15 protein-coding genes are annotated in these 19,496 nt (G+C 35.4%); 8 read left to right on the top strand and 7 right to left on the bottom strand.

The window, feature by feature from the left end; genetic code table 11:
* Positions 1 to 200 precede the first annotated feature (200 nt).
* The 5 genes from rpoB to fusA all read left to right on the top strand — a co-directional run bounded on the left by rpoB (position 201) and on the right by fusA (position 12,106).
* Positions 201 to 4,346 carry a DNA-directed RNA polymerase subunit beta gene (gene rpoB, locus OQK60_RS02795; RefSeq protein ID WP_297683854.1) on the top strand — a complete coding sequence of 1,382 codons (4,146 nt, stop codon included), beginning with the start codon at positions 201 to 203 and terminating at the stop codon, positions 4,344 to 4,346.
* Positions 4,339 to 8,856, top strand: a complete 4,518-nt coding sequence (gene rpoC, locus OQK60_RS02790; RefSeq protein WP_297683852.1) for a DNA-directed RNA polymerase subunit beta' — start codon at positions 4,339 to 4,341, stop codon at positions 8,854 to 8,856. Before rpoB ends, rpoC begins: the two co-directional genes overlap by 8 nt.
* A gap of 204 nt (positions 8,857 to 9,060) precedes the next feature.
* Complete coding sequence (gene rpsL / locus OQK60_RS02785) at positions 9,061 to 9,435, top strand: 30S ribosomal protein S12 (protein ID WP_294963212.1); 375 nt, start codon at positions 9,061 to 9,063, stop codon at positions 9,433 to 9,435.
* Between the two features lie 101 nt (positions 9,436 to 9,536).
* Positions 9,537 to 10,004 carry a 30S ribosomal protein S7 gene (gene rpsG, locus OQK60_RS02780; RefSeq protein WP_297683849.1) on the top strand — a complete coding sequence of 156 codons (468 nt, stop codon included), beginning with the start codon at positions 9,537 to 9,539 and terminating at the stop codon, positions 10,002 to 10,004.
* Between the two features lie 11 nt (positions 10,005 to 10,015).
* Positions 10,016 to 12,106, top strand: a complete 2,091-nt coding sequence (gene fusA, locus OQK60_RS02775) for an elongation factor G (RefSeq protein ID WP_297683846.1) — start codon at positions 10,016 to 10,018, stop codon at positions 12,104 to 12,106.
* A gap of 124 nt (positions 12,107 to 12,230) precedes the next feature.
* Here the strand turns inward: fusA and OQK60_RS02770 are convergent, their stop codons facing one another.
* A complete protein-coding gene (locus OQK60_RS02770; protein WP_297683844.1) occupies positions 12,231 to 12,464 on the bottom strand; it encodes a hypothetical protein in 234 nt (77 codons plus the stop codon).
* Between the two features lie 51 nt (positions 12,465 to 12,515).
* Between OQK60_RS02770 and OQK60_RS02765 the strand changes: the two genes are divergently transcribed.
* Positions 12,516 to 13,175 carry a hypothetical protein gene (locus OQK60_RS02765; RefSeq protein ID WP_297683842.1) on the top strand — a complete coding sequence of 220 codons (660 nt, stop codon included), beginning with the start codon at positions 12,516 to 12,518 and terminating at the stop codon, positions 13,173 to 13,175.
* On the opposite strand, the gene OQK60_RS02760 is transcribed toward OQK60_RS02765, so the two are convergent.
* Positions 13,172 to 13,885 (bottom strand): arginyltransferase, encoded by a 714-nt coding sequence (locus OQK60_RS02760; RefSeq protein WP_297683840.1) that lies wholly within the window; start codon positions 13,883 to 13,885, stop codon positions 13,172 to 13,174. The two genes, OQK60_RS02765 and OQK60_RS02760, sit on opposite strands and share 4 nt — an antisense overlap.
* 42 nt (positions 13,886 to 13,927) lie before the next feature.
* Between OQK60_RS02760 and OQK60_RS02755 the strand changes: the two genes are divergently transcribed.
* Entirely contained in the window at positions 13,928 to 14,281 is a 354-nt protein-coding gene (locus tag OQK60_RS02755; protein WP_297683838.1) for a hypothetical protein, read from the top strand.
* Here the strand turns inward: OQK60_RS02755 and prfB are convergent.
* Positions 14,259 to 15,356 (bottom strand): peptide chain release factor 2, encoded by a 1,098-nt coding sequence (gene prfB / locus OQK60_RS02750; protein ID WP_297683836.1) that lies wholly within the window; start codon positions 15,354 to 15,356, stop codon positions 14,259 to 14,261. The genes OQK60_RS02755 and prfB overlap by 23 nt on opposite strands.
* Before the next feature lie 53 nt (positions 15,357 to 15,409).
* Between prfB and panC the strand changes: the two genes are divergently transcribed.
* Entirely contained in the window at positions 15,410 to 16,231 is an 822-nt protein-coding gene (panC, locus tag OQK60_RS02745) for a pantoate--beta-alanine ligase (protein WP_297683834.1), read from the top strand.
* On the opposite strand, the gene OQK60_RS02740 is transcribed toward panC, so the two are convergent.
* From OQK60_RS02740 to flgB, 4 genes are all read right to left on the bottom strand, one after another.
* Positions 16,208 to 17,968 (bottom strand): penicillin-binding protein 2, encoded by a 1,761-nt coding sequence (locus OQK60_RS02740; RefSeq protein WP_297683832.1) that lies wholly within the window; start codon positions 17,966 to 17,968, stop codon positions 16,208 to 16,210. The two genes, panC and OQK60_RS02740, sit on opposite strands and share 24 nt — an antisense overlap.
* A 65-nt stretch (positions 17,969 to 18,033) precedes the next feature.
* Positions 18,034 to 18,342 carry a flagellar hook-basal body complex protein FliE gene (gene fliE, locus OQK60_RS02735; RefSeq protein ID WP_297683830.1) on the bottom strand — a complete coding sequence of 103 codons (309 nt, stop codon included), beginning with the start codon at positions 18,340 to 18,342 and terminating at the stop codon, positions 18,034 to 18,036.
* Between the two features lie 15 nt (positions 18,343 to 18,357).
* Entirely contained in the window at positions 18,358 to 18,852 is a 495-nt protein-coding gene (gene flgC, locus OQK60_RS02730; RefSeq protein ID WP_297683828.1) for a flagellar basal body rod protein FlgC, read from the bottom strand.
* A gap of 62 nt (positions 18,853 to 18,914) precedes the next feature.
* Positions 18,915 to 19,346 (bottom strand): flagellar basal body rod protein FlgB, encoded by a 432-nt coding sequence (flgB, locus tag OQK60_RS02725; RefSeq protein WP_297683826.1) that lies wholly within the window; start codon positions 19,344 to 19,346, stop codon positions 18,915 to 18,917.
* Between the last annotated feature and the right edge of the window lie 150 nt (positions 19,347 to 19,496).

Raw genomic sequence — 19,496 nt, 5'->3', positions numbered from 1 at the left:
AAAGCGTGATGCACGAGAAAATTATTTTCTTGTGCGCATCCTTTAAAATTATGGGCGCTTTTGCAAAGAGATATTTGTCTTTTTGTAAAAGTGCCCTTATGTCGTTTATAAGCACTGTAAAACAAGCTCTTTTTATAGAGCCACACATAAATCATTCAAGGACGCTTGATATGATAATTAACAACTCATCGAGGTAGCCTATGTTAAACACTTTATACTCTGGAAATCGTCTTCGTGTAGACTTCTCTAAAACTCCTCAACAGATAGAAGTACCAAACTTATTACAACTTCAACAAAGTTCGTATAACAACTTTTTAATGCTAAATGATAAAGATAGATCAGCTAGTGGCGTTGAAACAGTATTTCAATCAGTTTTTCCTATTCATGATGCTCAAAATAGACTTACTGTTGAGTACATCGGTTCTGAAGTTGGTAAACCAAAATATACTGTTCGTGAGTGTATGGAGCGTGGTCTTACATACGCAGTAAGCTTAAGAATGAAAACTCGTCTTGTTTTATGGGACAGAGATGAAAATACAAAAGAAAGATTAGGTGTTAAGGATATTAAAGAGCAGAGTATATTTGTTCGTGATATCCCACTTATGACAGATAGAACTTCATTTATTATTAATGGTGTTGAAAGAGTTGTTGTAAATCAACTTCACAGATCACCTGGTGTTATTTTCAAAGAAGAAGAATCAACAACAGCCGGCAATAAGCTGATATATACCGGTCAAATTATTCCAGATCGCGGTTCATGGTTGTATTTTGAGTATGACCCTAAAGATATTTTATATATGAGAATCAATAAGCGTCGTAAAGTTCCTGTAACTATTATGTTCCGTGCACTTGGTTACTCTAAACAAGATATTTTAAAACTTTTTTATCCTATTCAAACAATTAAAATTTCAGATAATAAATTTTCTATGGAGTTTGTTCCAACAGACTACTCATCAAGATTGGTATATGATTTAGTTGATACCAATGGCAATATACTTTTGGGAACTGGGAAAAGACTTTCAGCTAAAAAAGCACAAAAATTTCTTGATGATGGACTTAAAGAGGTTGAATATCCGCTTGAAGTACTTTTGGATCGTTATTTAGCTCAACCGATTATTGATCCTGAAACAGGGGAAATTCTTTTTGACACTATGACTCATATAGACGAGACTAAACTTAAAAAGATGTCTGAGATTGGTGTAAAAGAGTTTAAAGTAGCAAATGATTTAGCTGAAGGTGTTGATGGATCAATCATTAATGCATTTAATGCCGATGCTGATTCACTTAAACTGCTAAAACAGACTGAAGATATTGAAGATGAGAATGACTTAGCTGCTATTCGTATCTACAAAGTTATGAGACCAGGCGAACCGGTAACTAAAGAGGCTGCTAAATCTTTTGTTAACCAGCTTTTCTTTGATCCTGAAAGATATGACTTAACTAAAGTCGGTCGTATGAAGATGAATCATAAACTTGGACTTAATATTCCTGAATATGTAACTGTTTTAACTCATGAAGATGTTATTGAATCTGTTAAATATGTTATTAAAGTTAAAAACGGTCAAGGTCATTTAGATGATAGAGATCATTTAGGTAATCGTCGTATTCGTTCAATTGGCGAACTTTTAGGTAATGAGTTACATAACGGTCTTATAAAAATGCAAAAAGCGATTCGTGATAAATTATCTACTATGAGTGGACCAATGTCTGAACTTATGCCACATGATCTAATCAACTCAAAAATGATTACATCAACAATTATGGAATTCTTCTCCGGTGGACAACTTTCACAGTTTATGGATCAAACGAATCCACTCTCAGAGGTTACTCACAAGCGTCGTCTATCGGCTCTTGGTGAAGGTGGTCTAGTTAAAGAAAGAGCCGGCTTTGAAGTGCGTGATGTTCATCCGACTCACTATGGTAGAATCTGTCCTATTGAGACTCCAGAGGGACAAAATATTGGTCTTATTAATACTCTTGCAACTTACTCTAAAGTTAATGAGCATGGATTTATTGAAGCTCCATATAAAGTAGTTAAAGATGGTAAGGTAACTTCAGAAATTGTTTATCTTACAGCTACACAAGAAGAGGGTAAGAAAATTGCCGCAGCATCTAATAAGTTAGATGATAATGGTCAGTTTGTTGATGATCTAGTTACAACTAGAATAGATGGAGAGATATTGCTTCGTCCAAGCACTGAGTCACAATATGCAGACCTTTCGTCTCATATGGTTGTCGGTGTTGCAGCTTCGCTTATTCCATTTTTAGAACATGATGATGCCAACCGTGCACTTATGGGATCAAACATGCAGCGTCAAGCAGTACCTCTTTTAAGACCATTGGCTCCAATGGTTGGAACAGGTGTTGAAAAGCTTGTTGCTCGTGATTCATGGGAATGTGTTAAAGCTAAGCGTGCCGGTAAAGTAGAAAAAGTTGATGGAAAACATATATATATTATGGGCGAAGAAGATGGAGATATCTATATAGACTATTACCCATTACAAAAAAATCTTCGCACAAATCAAAATACTTCTTTTGCACAAAAACCAATAGTTAATGTTGGCGAAGAAGTTACTAAAGGTCAAATTATTGCAGATGGTCCAAATATGGATCAAGGCGAGTTAGCACTTGGTGTTAATGCAATGGTTGCTTTTATGCCTTGGAACGGTTATAACTTTGAGGATGCTATTGTAATCTCAGAGAGACTAATCAGAAAAGATGCATTTACTTCAGTTCACATTTATGAAAAAGAAGTTGAAGCTAGAGAGCTCAAACATGGTGTAGAAGAGATTACTCGTGATATTCCAAATGTAAGAGATGATGAACTAGCTCATCTTGATGAGAGCGGTATTATTAAAATCGGTACAAATGTTAGCGGCGGTATGATTTTAGTCGGTAAAGTTTCTCCAAAAGGTGAAGTTAAACCAACTCCGGAAGAGCGCCTGCTTCGTGCAATCTTTGGTGAAAAAGCCGGACATGTTATCAATAAATCACTTTACTGTCCTCCGAGTATGGAAGGTGTTGTAGTTGATGTTAAAATCTTTACTAAAAAAGGTTATGACAAAGACCCTCGTGCACTTGAACTAGAAAAAGAAGAGAGAGATTATTTAGAGCGTGAGCATTATGACAGACTTCTAATGATAGATAAAGAAGAGATGCTAAGAGTTACTAAACTTCTTACTAAAGAAGCATTGGTTTCAGATATAACAATCGGTAAAGTAAATTATAAAGCCGGTGATATTATCAATGGTAAAGATTTACTTGAAGTAAATCGTTTTGCTATGAATGCAATCATCAAGTCATTCTCTCAAGAGATTCAAGATGAGTACAACAAGACTAAAAACTATTTTCAAAAAGAGAAAAGACTTTTCCGTGATGAACACGAAGAGAAGCTAAATATTTTAGAAAAAGATGACATCCTTCCAAATGGTGTAGTTAAATATGTAAAAATATACATAGCAACTAAGCGCCAACTAAAAGTTGGTGATAAGATGGCTGGTCGTCACGGAAACAAAGGTATCGTTTCAACAATCGTACCAGAAGTTGATATGCCGTATATGGAAGATGGAAGAGGAGTAGATGTATGTCTAAATCCACTTGGTGTTCCGTCTCGTATGAATATCGGTCAGATTTTAGAGATGCACTTAGGTATGGCAGGTCGTGAACTAGGACATCAGATTACAAAAGAGTTTGAGTCAAAACAAAAAGATTTTATTCAAAACCTTCGTTCTAAAATGATAGAAATAGCTGATGTTGCTCGCATGATGAATGCTAAAGAAGTTATTGGTAAGATGAGTGATGAAAAATTTCTAAAATTTGCTCGTGACTGGTCAAATGGTGTTAAATTTGCAACTCCGATTTTTGAAGGTGTTGATGCCGGTGAGTTTGAAAAACTTTTTGAACTTGCAAAAATGGACACTGACGGTAAAGTTGTACTTTATAACGGATTAACGGGTGAGAAGATAAAAGAGCGTGTAAATGTCGGTTACATGTACATACTTAAACTACATCACTTAGTTGATGAGAAAATTCATGCTCGTTCTACTGGACCTTACTCTCTTGTTACTCAACAACCAGTTGGTGGTAAAGCACTGTTTGGTGGTCAGAGATTTGGAGAGATGGAAGTATGGGCCTTAGAAGCTTATGGTGCTTCTGCGGTTCTTAAAGAGATGTTAACTATCAAATCTGATGATGTTGATGGTCGTGTTCGTGCATATAAAGCACTGACAAAAGGTGAATTAGTGCCAGCTTCAGGTATTCCTGAAACACTATTTGTATTAACTAAAGAGCTTCAGTCACTAGCTCTTGATGTAGAAATATTTGACGAGGTTGAAGACGATGAGTAAATTAGTACCTATAGCAGTAACTGAAGAAAACAGACCAAAAGATATTAAGCAGCTGCAGTTTAGATTAGCTTCTCCTGAGAAAGTAATGTCTTGGAGTCACGGTGAAGTAAAAAAACCTGAGACTATCAACTATAGAACTCTCAAACCTGAGCGCGACGGTTTATTTTGTGCAAAAATCTTTGGTCCAGTTAGAGACTATGAGTGTCTTTGTGGCAAATACAAAAAAATGCGCTATAAAGGTGTTGTGTGTGAGAAGTGTGGTGTTGAAGTAACAAGCACTAAAGTTCGTCGTATCCGCATGGGTCATATCGAACTTGTAACTCCTGTTGCACACATCTGGTATGTTAGTTCATTGCCTTCAAGAATCGGTACTCTGCTTGGTATCAAGATGAAAGACCTTGAGCGCGTACTTTACTATGAAGCATATATAGTTGAGTCCGGTGGGGAAGCATACTATGATGCTGAAGCAAAAACACCTGTACTTAAATATGATGTTTTAAATGAAGAGCAGTATCGTACTTTAGTTCAAAGATTTGGTGAGTTAGGCTTTAAAGCTCGTATGGGTGGTGAAGTTGTTCGCGATTTATTAGACTCTATTGATTTAGTTGATGCATTTACTCAGCTTAAAGAAGATATTGAAGAGACAAAATCTGAAGCTAAAAGAAAAACAATTGCAAAAAGACTTAAAGTAATCGAGTCATTTTTAAATTCTGGAAATAATCCTGCGTGGATGATGTTAACGGTGCTTCCTGTTCTTCCACCTGATTTAAGACCGCTAGTTGCTTTAGATGGCGGTAAATTTGCAGTTAGTGATGTAAATGATTTATATAGAAGAGTTATTAACCGTAATCAAAGACTTAAGCGTTTAGTAGAACTAGAAGCTCCTGAAATTATTGTAAGAAATGAAAAAAGAATGCTTCAAGAGTCTGTTGATGCACTATTTGACAACGGTCGCCGTGCTAATGCAGTAAAAGGTGCTAACAAACGCCCGCTAAAATCTTTAAGTGAGATTATTAAAGGTAAGCAAGGGCGCTTCCGTCAAAACTTACTTGGTAAGCGTGTTGACTTTTCTGGGCGTTCTGTAATTGTTGTTGGACCGAATTTAAGAATGGATGAGTGTGGGTTACCGAAAAAAATGGCGTTAGAGCTGTTTAAGCCACATTTGATTGCTAAGCTAGAAGATAAAGGTTACGCAACTACAGTTAAAGCTGCTAAGAAAATGATCGAAGACAAAACAAACGAAGTTTGGGAGTGTCTAGCTGAGATTGTTGATGGATACCCGGTTATGCTTAATCGTGCACCGACACTTCATAAGCTTTCTATTCAGGCATTTCACCCTAAACTAATTGAGGGTAAAGCTATACAGCTTCATCCTTTAGTTTGTGCTGCATTTAATGCCGATTTTGATGGGGATCAAATGGCTGTACATGTACCTTTATCTTCTGCTGCAATAGCAGAGTGTAAAGTACTCATGATGGCTTCTATGAACATCTTGCTTCCTGCATCAGGTAAAGCGATAGCTACACCTTCACAGGATATGGTTCTTGGTATCTACTACATCACTTTAGAGAAAAACGGTGTAAAAGGTTCAAATAAACTTTTTGCAAATGTTGATGAAGTAAGAATTGCCATAGAGCATAATGCACTTGATTTACATGCAAAAGTAAGAACTAGAATTGATGGAAGAATTATTCATACTACGGCTGGACGAATGCTTTTAAAAGCAATCCTTCCAGACTTTGTTCCTGCTGAGCTTTGGAATAAAGTTATGAAGAAAAAAGCTATTAATGAGATTGTTGACTATGTTCAAAAACATGGTGGTATTGGTATTACTGCCGGTTTCCTTGATAAACTTAAAGATTTAGGTTTCAAGCATGCAACAGAGTCTGGTGTATCTATCTCTATTGATGATATTATTGTTCCAGAGACTAAGCCGGCTAAAATTACGGAAAGTAAAAATAAAGTTATTGAGATTCAAAAACAGTATGAAGCAGGTCTTTTAACTGAACAAGAGAGATACAATAAGATTATTGATGTTTGGACAGATACAAACAACACTCTTGCAACTCAGATGATGGATTTAGTTCAAACTGATAAAGATGGCTTCAACTCTATACATATGATGGCTGATTCAGGTGCGAGGGGTTCTGCTGCACAAATCCGTCAGCTTGCCGGTATGAGGGGTCTTATGGCTAAGCCAAGTGGTGAGATTATTGAGACACCGATTATTTCTAACTTTAAAGAAGGACTTAATGTAATTGAGTACTTTATTTCAACTCACGGTGCTAGAAAAGGTCTTGCCGATACTGCACTTAAAACAGCGAATGCGGGTTATCTTACTCGTAAGCTTGTTGATGTTGCTCAAAATGTTAAAGTAGTAGAGCATGATTGTCATACTCATGAGGGTATTGAGATTTCTGATATTTCAGACCAAAATACTCTAATTGAGTCTTTAGAAGATAGACTTAACGGTAGAGTTTTGGCTGATGATGTAATTGATCCAATAAGCAATGAAATTCTTTACGCTGAAGGAACTCTTATCGATGAAGTTTCAGCTAAAGTAATCTCTGAAGCCGGTATCAAAACAGCACATATTAGAACACCTACTACATGTAAAAGTGAAAATGGTATTTGTGCTTTATGTTATGGTGTTAATCTTGCTACTGGCTATATTGTTCGTACAGGTGAGGCTGTTGGTATTATTGCCGCACAGTCAATCGGTGAGCCTGGTACACAGCTTACGCTTAGAACATTCCATGTTGGTGGTACTGCTTCTAGCACGGCACAAGAGAGACAAGTTATTGCAGAAAAAGAAGGTTTTATTCGTTATTACAACCTTAAAACTTATGTTTCTAAAGAGGGTAAACATATAGTTGCTAATCGTAGAAATGCTGCTGTACTTTTAGTTGAACCTAAAATCAAAGCTCCATTTGCAGGTAAGTTAGAAATTAAAACAATTCATGATGAAGTTATCATAAGTGTTGCATCTAAAAAAGATACAGTTCGTTATGTGCTTCGTAAAAATGAGATTGCTAAACCTAATGAGCTAGCTGGTATTGGTGGACAAATAGAAGGTAAATACTACTTCCCATATGAAAATGGATCAGAAGTTGTTGAACATGAATCAATCGTAGAAACCATTAAAGATGGTTGGAATGTTCCATCTCGTATCCCATATGCTTCTGAGCTGTTGGTTGCTGATGGCGCTCCTGTTACTCAGAAAATTTTTGCTAAAGAAGATGGTACTGTTAAATACTTCTTGCTTAAAGGTGATTATTTAGAAAGATTTGAAGGCGTAGAAGCTGGATATGAAGTAGTTGAAAAAGGTCTTTTTGCAACAGTTGTTGACAATAACAATCGTGAAGCTGTAAGACATTACATTGCTCGTGGATCTGTAATTGTTACAGAAGATGATGCTGTTGTTGATACTAAAACAGTTATTGCTAAGCCAAAAACTGATGACTCTACTGTAATTGCTGAATGGGACCCATACTCTAATCCAGTTATTTCTGAGACTAGCGGTACGGTTAAATTTGAAGATATTATTATTGGAACAACTGCAAGTGAGCAGTTTGACGAATTGACCGGTAAAACTCGTTTAATGATTAACGATCACTTGTCTTCTGACTTTAAACCAACTGTTGTTTTAGCTAGTGAAGATGGTGAACTTATAAGATATCAAATTGAGTCAAAATCATCTATCTATGTTGAAGATGGCGCAACTGTTAAGATTGCAGATATTATTGCTAAAACACCAAAGGCGCTTCAAAAATCAAGCGATATCACTGGGGGTCTTCCTCGTGTATCTGAACTTTTTGAAGGTCGTCGTCCTAAAGCAACTGCACTTATCTCTGAGATAGACGGTACTGTTAGTTTTGGTAAATCGCTTCGTGGAAAAGTTAGAATCGTTGTAAGCTCTACTGAGGGTATTGTTAAAGAATATTTTGTTGATAAATCCCATGTTGCAGTTGTTGCATCAGGTGACTTTGTACATGCCGGAGAGAGACTTACTTCAGGTATTATCTCTTCACATGAACTTCTTCGAATTATGGGTGTTAAAGCACTTTATAATTACCTAGTGTCTGAAGTTCAACAAGTATACCGTTCTCAAGGTGTTAATATTGCTGATAAACATATCGAAGTTATCTTTACTCAAATGCTTAGACAGATTAAGATTATTAAATCTGGGGACACTAAGTTTATTCAAGGAGATCTAATCTCTAAAGCTAAATTTGCACAAGAGAATGAAAAAATTATGCGTCTTGGCGGTCGTCCTGCGATTGCTGAGCCATTCCTTGTCGGTATTACAAGAGCTGCTGTTTCAGCTGACTCGATTATATCTGCTGCATCATTCCAAGATACTACTAAAGTATTGACAGAAGCTGCAGTATCGGCTAAAATCGATGATCTTAATGATCTTAAAGAGAATGTTATTATTGGTCGTACTATTCCTGTTGGAACCGGTATATATAAAGATCAAGAAATAATGTTCAATAGTGAAGAAGAGTAGTAAGATAAGCTTACCTCTCTTTTTTGACATGTAGATTTTCTACATGTCGATTTCTATCCTTTACTTCTCACTTAAAACTACAAATATTAATTTACACTTAAAATAAGCTAACTTTAATTACATCTTCTGTATTATTACGCGTCTATAACTCCCTAAAAAATAGTGAGTTAAATTCTACTGGAAAAAATTAAGTAAAGGAATTGTATGCCTACAATCAATCAATTGATTCGTAAAGAGCGTAAACGCGTGATTAAAAAATCAAAATCACCGGCTCTTGTATCGTGTCCACAGCGTCGTGGTGTTTGTACTCGTGTTTACACAACTACACCAAAAAAACCTAACTCGGCTTTAAGAAAAGTTGCAAAAGTTAGATTAACTTCAGGTTTTGAAGTTATTTCTTATATCGGTGGTGAGGGTCATAACCTTCAAGAGCACTCAATCGTTCTTGTTCGTGGTGGTCGTATTAAAGATTTACCTGGTGTTAAGTATCACATCGTTCGTGGTGCATTAGATACTGCTGGTGTTGCTAATCGTATGGTTGCTCGTTCTAAATACGGAACAAAGCGTCCTAAAAAATAGTCATTTAGACTAAGTAGGCTATAAAGCCAAATATTCAAGCTAGCTACAGGGCACTTGGTGCTTTGAGTAAATTTGAGAAAATTGAAGAAGGAAAATAACAAATGAGAAGAAGAAAAGCTCCCGTTCGTCCAGTTATGCCAGATCCAGTTTATGGAAGCAAAATACTGACGAAATTTATAAACAAGATTATGTTAGATGGTAAAAAATCTACAGCTGAAAAAATCATATACAGTGCAATGGATATCATTAGCTCTAGAGGTGAAAAAACAGGTATAGATACATTTAATGAGGCTATTGAGAATATTAAACCAATTATTGAAGTAAAAAGTCGCCGTGTTGGTGGTGCTACTTATCAAGTTCCAGTAGAAGTACGCCCGGTACGACAACTATCATTATCTATTAGATGGTTAATTGATTCTGCTCGTAAGAGAAATGAAAGAACTATGGCTGAGAGATTAGCAAATGAATTAATGGATGCGTCGTCTGATAAAGGTAATGCATTTAAGAAAAAAGAAGATACATATCGTATGGCTGAAGCAAATAAAGCATTTGCTCACTATAGATGGTAATTGGATAAGTTATGGCAAGAACACATAAACTTAATGATGTAAGAAATATCGGTATCGCTGCTCACATTGATGCAGGTAAAACAACAACGACAGAAAGAATTTTATTCTATACTGGTCGTGAACATAAAATTGGTGAAGTTCATGACGGTGCTGCAACTATGGACTGGATGGAACAAGAGCAAGAAAGAGGTATTACGATTACTTCTGCTGCGACTACTTGTGAATGGGCTGGTAAACAGATAAATATTATCGATACACCGGGCCATGTTGACTTCACTATTGAAGTTGAGCGTTCAATGCGTGTACTTGATGGTGCTGTTTCAGTTTTCTGTGCTGTTGGTGGTGTTCAACCTCAATCAGAAACAGTTTGGAGACAGAGAAACCGTTATAAAGTTCCATCTATTGTTTTTGTTAATAAAATGGACAGAACAGGTTCGGATTTTTATGAAGTAGAGCGTCAAATTCGTGACAGACTAAAAGGTAATCCGGTTCCTATTCAGTTGCCAATCGGTGCTGAAGATAAGTTTATGGGCGTTATTGATTTAGTAAAAATGAAAGCTATAGTATGGGATGTTGATGCAGCAATGGGTTCTAACTACCATGTTGAAGAAATCCCTGCAGATATGGTTGATAAAGTTCAAGAATACCGTGAAAAGTTGATTGAATCAATCTCTGAAGTTGATGGTAATGAAGAATTAGCAGAAAAATACTTAGAGGGTGAAGAACTTACTGAGGAAGAAATTGTGGCTGGTATAAAAGCAGCTACACTTGCTATGCATATTGTTCCTATGACTGCTGGTACAGCATTTAAAAACAAAGGTGTTCAAACTTTACTTGACGCAGTTGTTGCATACTTACCATCTCCTGTTGAATCAGCACCTATCACAGGTACTTTGATGGACGATGAAGAAAAAGAAGTAGTTGTTCCTTCAACTGATGATGGTGATTTTGCGGCATTAGCATTTAAAATTATGACAGATCCATTCGTGGGAGTACTTACTTTTATTCGTGTTTACCGTGGTTCATTAGAAGCAGGTTCATTTGTTCACAACTCTACTAAAGATAAAAAAGAGCGTGTTGGCCGTATCGTTAAGATGCATGCTGTTAAGCGTGAAGAAGTTAAAGAGATTTATGCTGGTGAAATCGGTGCAGTTGTTGGTCTAAAGAGTACTACAACAGGAGATACTTTATGTTTGGGTGAAGAGAAAGTTGTGTTAGAGAGAATGGACTTCCCAGAGCCTGTTATCTCTGTTGCAGTTGAGCCAAAAACTAAAGCTGACCAAGAAAAAATGGGTATCGCTTTAAGTAAACTAGCTGCTGAAGATCCATCTTTTAGAGTTAATACAGATGAAGAGACTGGTCAGACTATTATTTCAGGGATGGGTGAGTTACACCTTGAAATCCTTGTTGATAGAATGAAAAGAGAATTTGCTGTTGAAGCTGAAGTTGGTGCTCCTCAAGTTTCTTACCGTGAGTCTATTAAAGACGAAGTTGAACAAGAGTACAAATATGCTAAACAATCTGGTGGTCGTGGCCAATTTGGTCATGTTTACCTTAGAATCAAGCCAGGTGCTCCTGATAGTGGTTTTGTTTTCAACAATGAAATCAAAGGTGGGGCAATTCCTAAAGAATATATTCCTGCAGTTGAAAAAGGTTGTGTTGAAACAATGGGTGCCGGTGTACTTGCAGGATACCCGATGGAAGATGTTGAAGTTACATTATATGATGGCTCATACCATGATGTTGACTCAAATGAAATGGCATTTAAACTTGCTGCATCAATGGGATTTAAAGAGGGTTGTCGTAAAGCTAGACCATCAATCTTAGAGCCAATGATGAAAGTTGAAGTTGAAGTTCCTGAAGAAAACATGGGAGATGTTATCGGAGACCTTAACCGTCGTCGTGGACAAGTTAACTCTATGGGCGACAGAAGCGGAAACAAAATTGTTGATGCATTTGTTCCACTTGCAGAAATGTTTGGTTATTCAACTGACCTTCGTTCAGCAACTCAAGGTAGAGCTACATACTCTATGGAATTTGATCATTATGAAGAAGTTCCAAAAAATGTTTCTGAAGAGATTCAGAAAAAAAGAAATGGTTAATATCTAACCATTTTTCCTACTAACAGCAGTTAATGCTGTTAGTATCTTACATACTCTCTATTTACTTATTTTTAAATTTTAACTCTAAAAACAAATCAAAACTTGCCGATATTGCTTTAGTCAATTAGCTTTTATTTCTATTTTTTAGATAAAATAGAAACTTGACAATAAATCTTACAAGTCCGACTACAAGATATACGATGGATGTCCATAGCAATGGATGAAAATAGTTCTCTTTTTGCACCATTGCATCAATTCTTGCCAGTGGAGATGTTAGTAAGTCTGAGTGTTGAAACAGAGCTAGGATTATTAATATACATGTGAAGTATATAAGTTCAATTTTTATTTTTTTAATCATAATATGATTATATCAATCTATGATTAAAAAAATAAAAAAACAGGTAGGTTCATGAAATTTTTTGTTACTTTATCCCTTTTAGCAACACTTATATTTGCGCAGGCACCTAATGTGTATTCATCGTTAGGCAATGAAATATATAGCAGTGTTAAAAATATACAAAAGTTAAAATATATACCCGAATTTTCACATCTAAACGATAAAATAGATAAGTATATAAAAGATGTTCAAAATCTTAGAGAAGAAGGTGTTGCAATAGACTCTGCTGATAAAAATGCAGATAAAGATTCCTATCTAGAGAGCTTAAGAGAGCTTTCAAGCACATATACTTACTTTAAAAGAAGTGTTAGCAGTAGTTTTAAATCATCTGTTGAAAGTGAAAATAGCAGACTTTTTCTAGCAGTTGTCAATTCAGGCTTAATGGATACTAAAGCCCACAGGGCTGAGATTCTGGATTATTACAATAATCATAGTGATGAGATTAATCCTTCTGGAATAATAGAATATTTTATAAGTGAGGATTTAGCGATTGAAAAACGCCAAGAAGCTAACAAGGCTTATAAAAAAGAAGTTGAATCAGAAAAAATAAAAAGATTGCGAGCAAAAGATAAACTAAGAGAAGAAGCTCAAATAAAACAACTTGAAATTGAATTAAAACAAAAAAAGAAAGAGATTCGTGAACGGCAAAGAAAAGAGTTAATTGAAAACTAAAACCATTTGAAATCTTCTTCTAAGCTTGGTTTTCCATCAAGCGTAAGATATGGTTTGTAGTGCGACTTGTATGAAAGAGATGGGCACCCTTGAACATAATACCCTAAATAAATCCACTTTCTATTAGAATTTTTAGCATACATAATTTGATTATATAGTGAAAGTTTACCCAAAGAGTACTTATTGTAATCAGGATCATAGTAGAAGTATATTGAAGATATTCCATCGTCGAGAATATCAATAAGGTCCACCCCTATTAATCTGTCCTCATCATAGTAAAGAATTTCATATCCAAAATCATTATGAGCATCGACAAAGGAGCCATAGTAACCTTGTGCACTTGTCGTAGAATGTTCCCAGCCTTTTTTATCTTTCATGTATAAATGGTACTTATCAAACAGCTCAAGGTGAATTTTACTTAGAGACGGTCTTTGAATATAGCTCTTAATATTTGAAGCTTTTCTCATAACTCTTCTTTGAGATTTTGAAAATTCAAAATTATCTACATCAATTTTTATGCTTTTGCATTCATCACATGAGATACATGTAGGTCTGAAATACATTTTGCCAAATCTTCTATAACCACGCTCAACTAACTCTTGGCACTGCAGAGTCGAACAGCTGTCTATAACTTTATAATGAGTAATTTGTTGCTTGTCATCCAAGTACGAGCATTTATCATTAGTCAAAAATTCTTTAAGTATATTCATACTAAAAGTCTGACATAATTTTCATTAGAAAAAGGTATATATATGAAAGAAATATTTTTAAAAAATAAAATTTTAATTTTTAGAACTCTAGGTTCATTAATGCTCATTGTCGGTTTTGCAATCTATTTTTGGACAACTCCAAAAGAAGCTTTGACTCAAAATGAAATCGCAGCAGCTAATGTAGCAAGAATGGAAGCGAGTGTCTTGAGAGGCAGCAGCTCCACTACAGTATCAAAGCCAAGCAGTACTAAGTTTTTAAAAGAGTTTAAAGAAGCTCAAAAAAAACAGGTGCGGTATTTTGTTATATTAACAATGATTTTTGGAGCTGGATTTTTAGTGTATAGTTTTATAAAACCTAACAGAGATAAAAAGACTAAGCTCGATTCTGAGCAATAAGCACACCCTCTATCATCTTGTCTATATCACCATCTAGTATGCCAGATACATTTGAATAAGCTTCATTGCTTCTTGTGTCTTTGACCTGTTGATATGGCTGCATAACATAAGAACGAATCTGATGTCCCCATCCAATCTCACTTTTAGCAATACCGGCATTTTCTGCTTTTTGAGCTTCTAATTCTAATTCATAAAGACGAGACTTTAGCATCTTCATCGCAGTCGCTCTATTTTTATGTTGAGACCTGTCGTTTTGACACTGTACAACTACTCCTGTCTCAATATGAGTGATTCTGATTGCTGATTCTGTTTTGTTTACATGTTGTCCACCTGCACCACTTGCACGATAAGTGTCTACGCGAATATCTTTATCTTCTATTTCTATATTGATGTTGTCATCAATTTCAGGTGATACCATGACAGAGCTAAAAGAAGTGTGTCTTTTTGCATTAGAATCAAATGGTGAGATACGAACAAGCCTATGAATGCCATTTTCCACTTTTAAGTAGCCATAAGCATTTTCACCTTTTACAAGGATTGACGCATCTTTGATGCCAGCTTCATCCCCGACTTGGTAATCTAATACTTCAACACTAAATCCTCGCCTCTCTGCCCATCTTTTATACATTCTAAGAAGCATTGCAGCCCAATCCTGACTCTCTGTTCCTCCAGCTCCTGGATGAATAGAAAGAATAGCATTATTGGAGTCCATCTCTTGATTTAAAAGGACTTCTATTTCCATGTTAAGTATTTGTTGTTCCAACTCCTCAGCACTGTTAAAACACTCATTTATAGACTCTTCATCATTTTCTTCTTTAGCCATTTCATAAAGTTCAACTGCATCTGTAATGGCATTTTTAGCTATAAAATATTTACTAAGCTTACGCTCAATCTGTGTTTTGTCTTTTTGAATTTTTGCAGCATTTGTGGCATCATTCCAAAAGTTCTGATCATTTTCTAGCTCTTGTATTTCGTCTAATCTTATTTGAAGTTTTTCAGGCTCAACTACATCGGTGATATTGTCCATTTTGATAGTAATATTTTTTAGCAGCTCTGTATATTCATAATTGTCCATAAATCTGCTCCATTATTGTATAATTGCGATTATAACACACCAAGGTATAATTTATGAAGATTATTTCCAATCCATTTGAATTAAAAGAGTATTTAAAAAATAAAAACGAGACAGTTGGATTTGTTCCAACTATGGGTGCTCTGCATGAGGGGCACATATCTCTTATAAAAAAAGCTAAAGAGCAAAATGAGTTAGTAGTTGTATCTGTGTTTTTAAACCCCACACAGTTTTTAAAGGGCGAAGACTTAGACACATATCCTAAAAAAGATGAAGCCGATAAACATATTTGTAAATTAAGCGGTGTTGATATCCTCTTTTTCCCAAAAGCTGAAGATATTTATGGTGATGATGAAGTGACTATCAATGCTCCAAAGGTTAGAGGTTTTGTTTTAGAGGGAAACAGCAGACCATCTCATTTTAACGGTGTTTTAACAGTTGTTATGAAGCTTTTAAACATAGTTAACCCAACTAGAGCTTACTTTGGGAAAAAAGATGCTCAACAACTTAACCTAATCTCTTTGATGGTAAAACAACTTTTTATGAGCGTAGAGATAGTTGCTGTTGACACAGTTCGAGAGAGTGGCGGTTTGGCACTTAGCAGCAGAAATGCTTATTTAAGTGTACATGAGAGGCAAGAAGCTTTAAAAATATCAGCATCGCTGCATTCTGCGAGTATGATGGTAAGTAAAAAAATTTTAGATTCAAAAGAAATTGTAAAAAAAATGAGAGAAATTCTTAGCCCATTGGAAATTTTTTATGTAGAAGTTTTAAATCGTGATTTTGAACAAATCTCACATGTAGAGATTGGAAATACAGTTATTTTGGTTGAAGTAAAAGTTGGGACTACGAGATTACTCGATAATATTTGGCTTTAAATAACCTTCTTCAACCATAATGTCAACAGCTTTTTTAAATACCGGCACAGAGGTTTTTGATGCAAATTGGCTTGATTTTGGTTGAATTACAACTACACCAATAGTGTATTTACTTGTTTCATCGTTAGCAAAACCAACAAAAGCAGTATTGTATTTATTTACATACTTGCCTTTTTCAACTATATGTGCTGTTCCTGTTTTCCCGCCAATTTCTAAACCATCTGTTTTGGCTTTTATTCCTGTTCCTTCATTAACTGTTTTTATTAAAATTTTCTTTACTCTTTGAGCCGTTGTACTTTTAATAACTTGAATCTGCTCTTCATCCGGAATGATAATCTCTTTTTTATAGTTGTCTATAAAGCTATATACGATTTTTGGCGTTACAATTCTACCGTTATTGCTAAAGGCACTATATGCCCGAATAATCTGCATAAGATTTGCGTGCATACCATATCCGTAAGAACATGTCGCTTTATAAATTTCATTGTTCAATCTCTGCGCATGCGGCAAAGAACCAGTTTTTTCATAAATTAGATCTGGTGTAGACTTCTGGGAAAATCCAAATTTTTTTAAACCATTATAAAACTCTGCTCCGGAGAGTTTTTGAGCTAGCTGTGCTATACCTATGTTTGATGAGTGGACAATAACATTCTCAGCAGACAACCAGTCAAACCTATGTTCATCTGTTATGACTTTTCTACCAATCTTAAAGCGCCCATTGTGTCCATTGACTAAGTCGTAAGGGTTTATTAGTCCCTTATCCAGTAAAATAGAAAAGGTAATGGTCTTAATAACACTTCCTGGCTCAAAACTATACTCTATCATTGCAGCATTTAGAGATGGATAGTCACTTCTTTTTATATTTTTGGGAGAAAATCTATTTGAACTAGCCATTGTAATGACTTTGCCATTTTTAGAGTTCATGATAGCAATCATAATCTGTTTAGCTTCTAACTCTTCTTTCATAGTATCAAGCATCTTTTCTACTCTTATTTGAAGGGAAACAGGTATATTTAGTTTTATATCAAGACCATTTATGCTTGGCTTAGTAAAACTGTCTTTATTTAATATAATGTAGCTATTTACATCTCTTGGACCTTGCGAGAGTTCATCTTGTTTTGATTGAAGCTCTCCCTCAAATCTTTTCTCTAGACCTTTAACACCTTTTATATATGTATAACCATCTTCTTCAAGTTTGTGCGGGTAACCAATTATTGGAGTTAATAAATCATCGTAAGCATACTCTCTGCTCTCTCCACTCTCGATAATACTAAGACCATGTAATGATGTCCTGCCGGTTCTTGAGTCTTTTCTCTCAACAAATACATTAAATCGTCTTAGTTCATAAGCAAGGCGCTTTAGATATTGTGCTTGTTTTTGCGGTATGTTGTAACTAAGAACAACAACACCTTTGCGCTTGCTAAGTTTCTTTTTAATATCTTCTGCCTTCATGCCGGAATAGATACTAAATAGTTCAACAAACAATTCTTTTTTTTGAGGGTCAATGTAGTGAGTATTTACAATTGCTTTATATAATTTTTTTGTCGTAGCTATATGAAAACCATCAGCGCTTATGATAGAACCGCGAACAGCTTTTGAGCTCTCTTTAGTATATAATGACGGAAGATTACGAGATTTAAGTGTTGTAAGAAGCATCACACCCAAGAATATTAAAAATCCTATACTTATAAGCGTGTATAAAAGAAATATTTTTTTGCTTTTGTTTTGATTGTTCATATATACTTTTTTAGAAGATTATATCATGTAAATATTTATGAGGTGGTTAAGTAGCGAAGAAGAGGTTATAACTGTGTTCTACCTAACTCTTTGTAAGCGTTTAGAGCTTTATTTCTAATCTCAAGCATTAGTTTCATACTTGTTTCTGCTTTACCAATTGCTAATGCTGCTTGGTGTAAGTCTTTAACTTGTCCTGTCGCCATATCAGCTACAGCTACTTCACTTTTTTCTTGAATTTCATTTACTTCATTTATAGCTGATTTAAGATGTTTTGCAAAAGCTTCACCACCGGTAGATTCGACTTTGTTTTTTTGTTTTAATAATTCAGCTGTTGATGTTCCGCCAAGACCATCAATTTTTCCAAATTCACTCATAATTTACCTCCTCCTCTACTGCAACAACGAAATTGCGCTGTTTGCCATATTTTTCGCACTCTCAAATGCAGCCACATTTGCTTGGTAAGAACGAGTCGCTTCTACTAGATCGGCCATTTCGATAACAGGATTAATATTTGGATACGCAACATAGCCATTTGCATCAGCATCTGGATGCGCTGGTTCAAATTTCATTTTCGGTTCTCTGTCATCGCGTGATATTTTATCAACTACTACGCTCATTATAGCAGGATTTACCTTTTTGCCAAAATTGCCTTCATTTAAAGGGTCTTCAAATTTTGTGCTATCCGTCATTGAGTTTATTGCATTGTTAAACTGTTGGTTGAAATCTATAGCTTTAAAAACAACCTCTTTTCTTCTGTAAGGGCCACCCTCATCAGTTCTTGTTGTTTGCGCATTTGCAATGTTTTGTGAAATTGTATTTACACGAACACGCTGAGCCGACAAGCCATAACCGCTAATATCAAAACTATTTAAAAAGTTACTCATCTGCACAACCTATTCTGAAAACACTTATCAAAACTATTAAAAAAATTACTCATAATTCAATCCTAACTTACTTTTTGTGATGCTTCTATAACACTTTTAAAGATTGCACCGGATTTTTTGTTTGTCTGAATGAGAGCATTGAACATAACCGAGTTTTTACTCATCTCTGTTGTCTCTACATCTAAGTCTACACTATTGCCATCATTTCTTGCCATATGCCCATCTCTGAAGTAAGTAGTTGGCTTGTATGATGTTTTTTCATTTTGAAGTGCCATATGTGCACTGTTGGTCTGTGCCATCTCAAGTTTGTTACTGTTCGTATCTAGTGCTTTTGCTTTTTCATGTGCCAGATACTCTTCAAATCTCACATCCCTTGGTCTATAAAAAGGAGTGTCAGCATTTGCTATGTTAGAAGATATCATATCTTGACGAATTGCTCTATAGTCCATAGCTTTTGCAAGTAATCCATGTGTTCTAGAAATCTCAATACTCATCTTCTCCCCTATTTATCATCTCATAAAACCTGAACTAATCCAGGCTTTATTCAGTCACTAAAGCTACGCCTTTGGCGAGATAAGTCACCTTGTTTTGTGTTAGTTCAATTCTACAAGCAATTTTAGTTCCAAAAAAGATATTGAAAAATA

This window comes from Sulfurimonas sp. (genome assembly GCF_026196735.1).
GTDB lineage: Bacteria > Campylobacterota > Campylobacteria > Campylobacterales > Sulfurimonadaceae > Sulfurimonas.
The sequence above is the reverse complement of the archived record's forward strand: the minus strand, read 5'-3'. Positions and strand labels throughout refer to the sequence as shown.

Bases quoted from the DNA above. Each gene is read 5' to 3' on its own strand.
- rpoB (WP_297683854.1), top strand. From the start codon at position 201: ATGTTAAACACTTTATACTCTGGAAATCGTCTTCGTGTAGACTTCTCT.
- rpoC (WP_297683852.1), top strand. From the start codon at position 4,339: ATGAGTAAATTAGTACCTATAGCAGTAACTGAAGAAAACAGACCAAAA.
- rpsL (WP_294963212.1), top strand. From the start codon at position 9,061: ATGCCTACAATCAATCAATTGATTCGTAAAGAGCGTAAACGCGTGATT.
- rpsG (WP_297683849.1), top strand. From the start codon at position 9,537: ATGAGAAGAAGAAAAGCTCCCGTTCGTCCAGTTATGCCAGATCCAGTT.
- fusA (WP_297683846.1), top strand. From the start codon at position 10,016: ATGGCAAGAACACATAAACTTAATGATGTAAGAAATATCGGTATCGCT.
- OQK60_RS02770 (WP_297683844.1), bottom strand. From the start codon at position 12,464: ATGATTAAAAAAATAAAAATTGAACTTATATACTTCACATGTATATTA.
- OQK60_RS02765 (WP_297683842.1), top strand. From the start codon at position 12,516: ATGAAATTTTTTGTTACTTTATCCCTTTTAGCAACACTTATATTTGCG.
- OQK60_RS02760 (WP_297683840.1), bottom strand. From the start codon at position 13,885: ATGAATATACTTAAAGAATTTTTGACTAATGATAAATGCTCGTACTTG.
- OQK60_RS02755 (WP_297683838.1), top strand. From the start codon at position 13,928: ATGAAAGAAATATTTTTAAAAAATAAAATTTTAATTTTTAGAACTCTA.
- prfB (WP_297683836.1), bottom strand. From the start codon at position 15,356: ATGGACAATTATGAATATACAGAGCTGCTAAAAAATATTACTATCAAA.
- panC (WP_297683834.1), top strand. From the start codon at position 15,410: ATGAAGATTATTTCCAATCCATTTGAATTAAAAGAGTATTTAAAAAAT.
- OQK60_RS02740 (WP_297683832.1), bottom strand. From the start codon at position 17,968: ATGAACAATCAAAACAAAAGCAAAAAAATATTTCTTTTATACACGCTT.
- fliE (WP_297683830.1), bottom strand. From the start codon at position 18,342: ATGAGTGAATTTGGAAAAATTGATGGTCTTGGCGGAACATCAACAGCT.
- flgC (WP_297683828.1), bottom strand. From the start codon at position 18,852: ATGAGTAACTTTTTAAATAGTTTTGATATTAGCGGTTATGGCTTGTCG.
- flgB (WP_297683826.1), bottom strand. From the start codon at position 19,346: ATGAGTATTGAGATTTCTAGAACACATGGATTACTTGCAAAAGCTATG.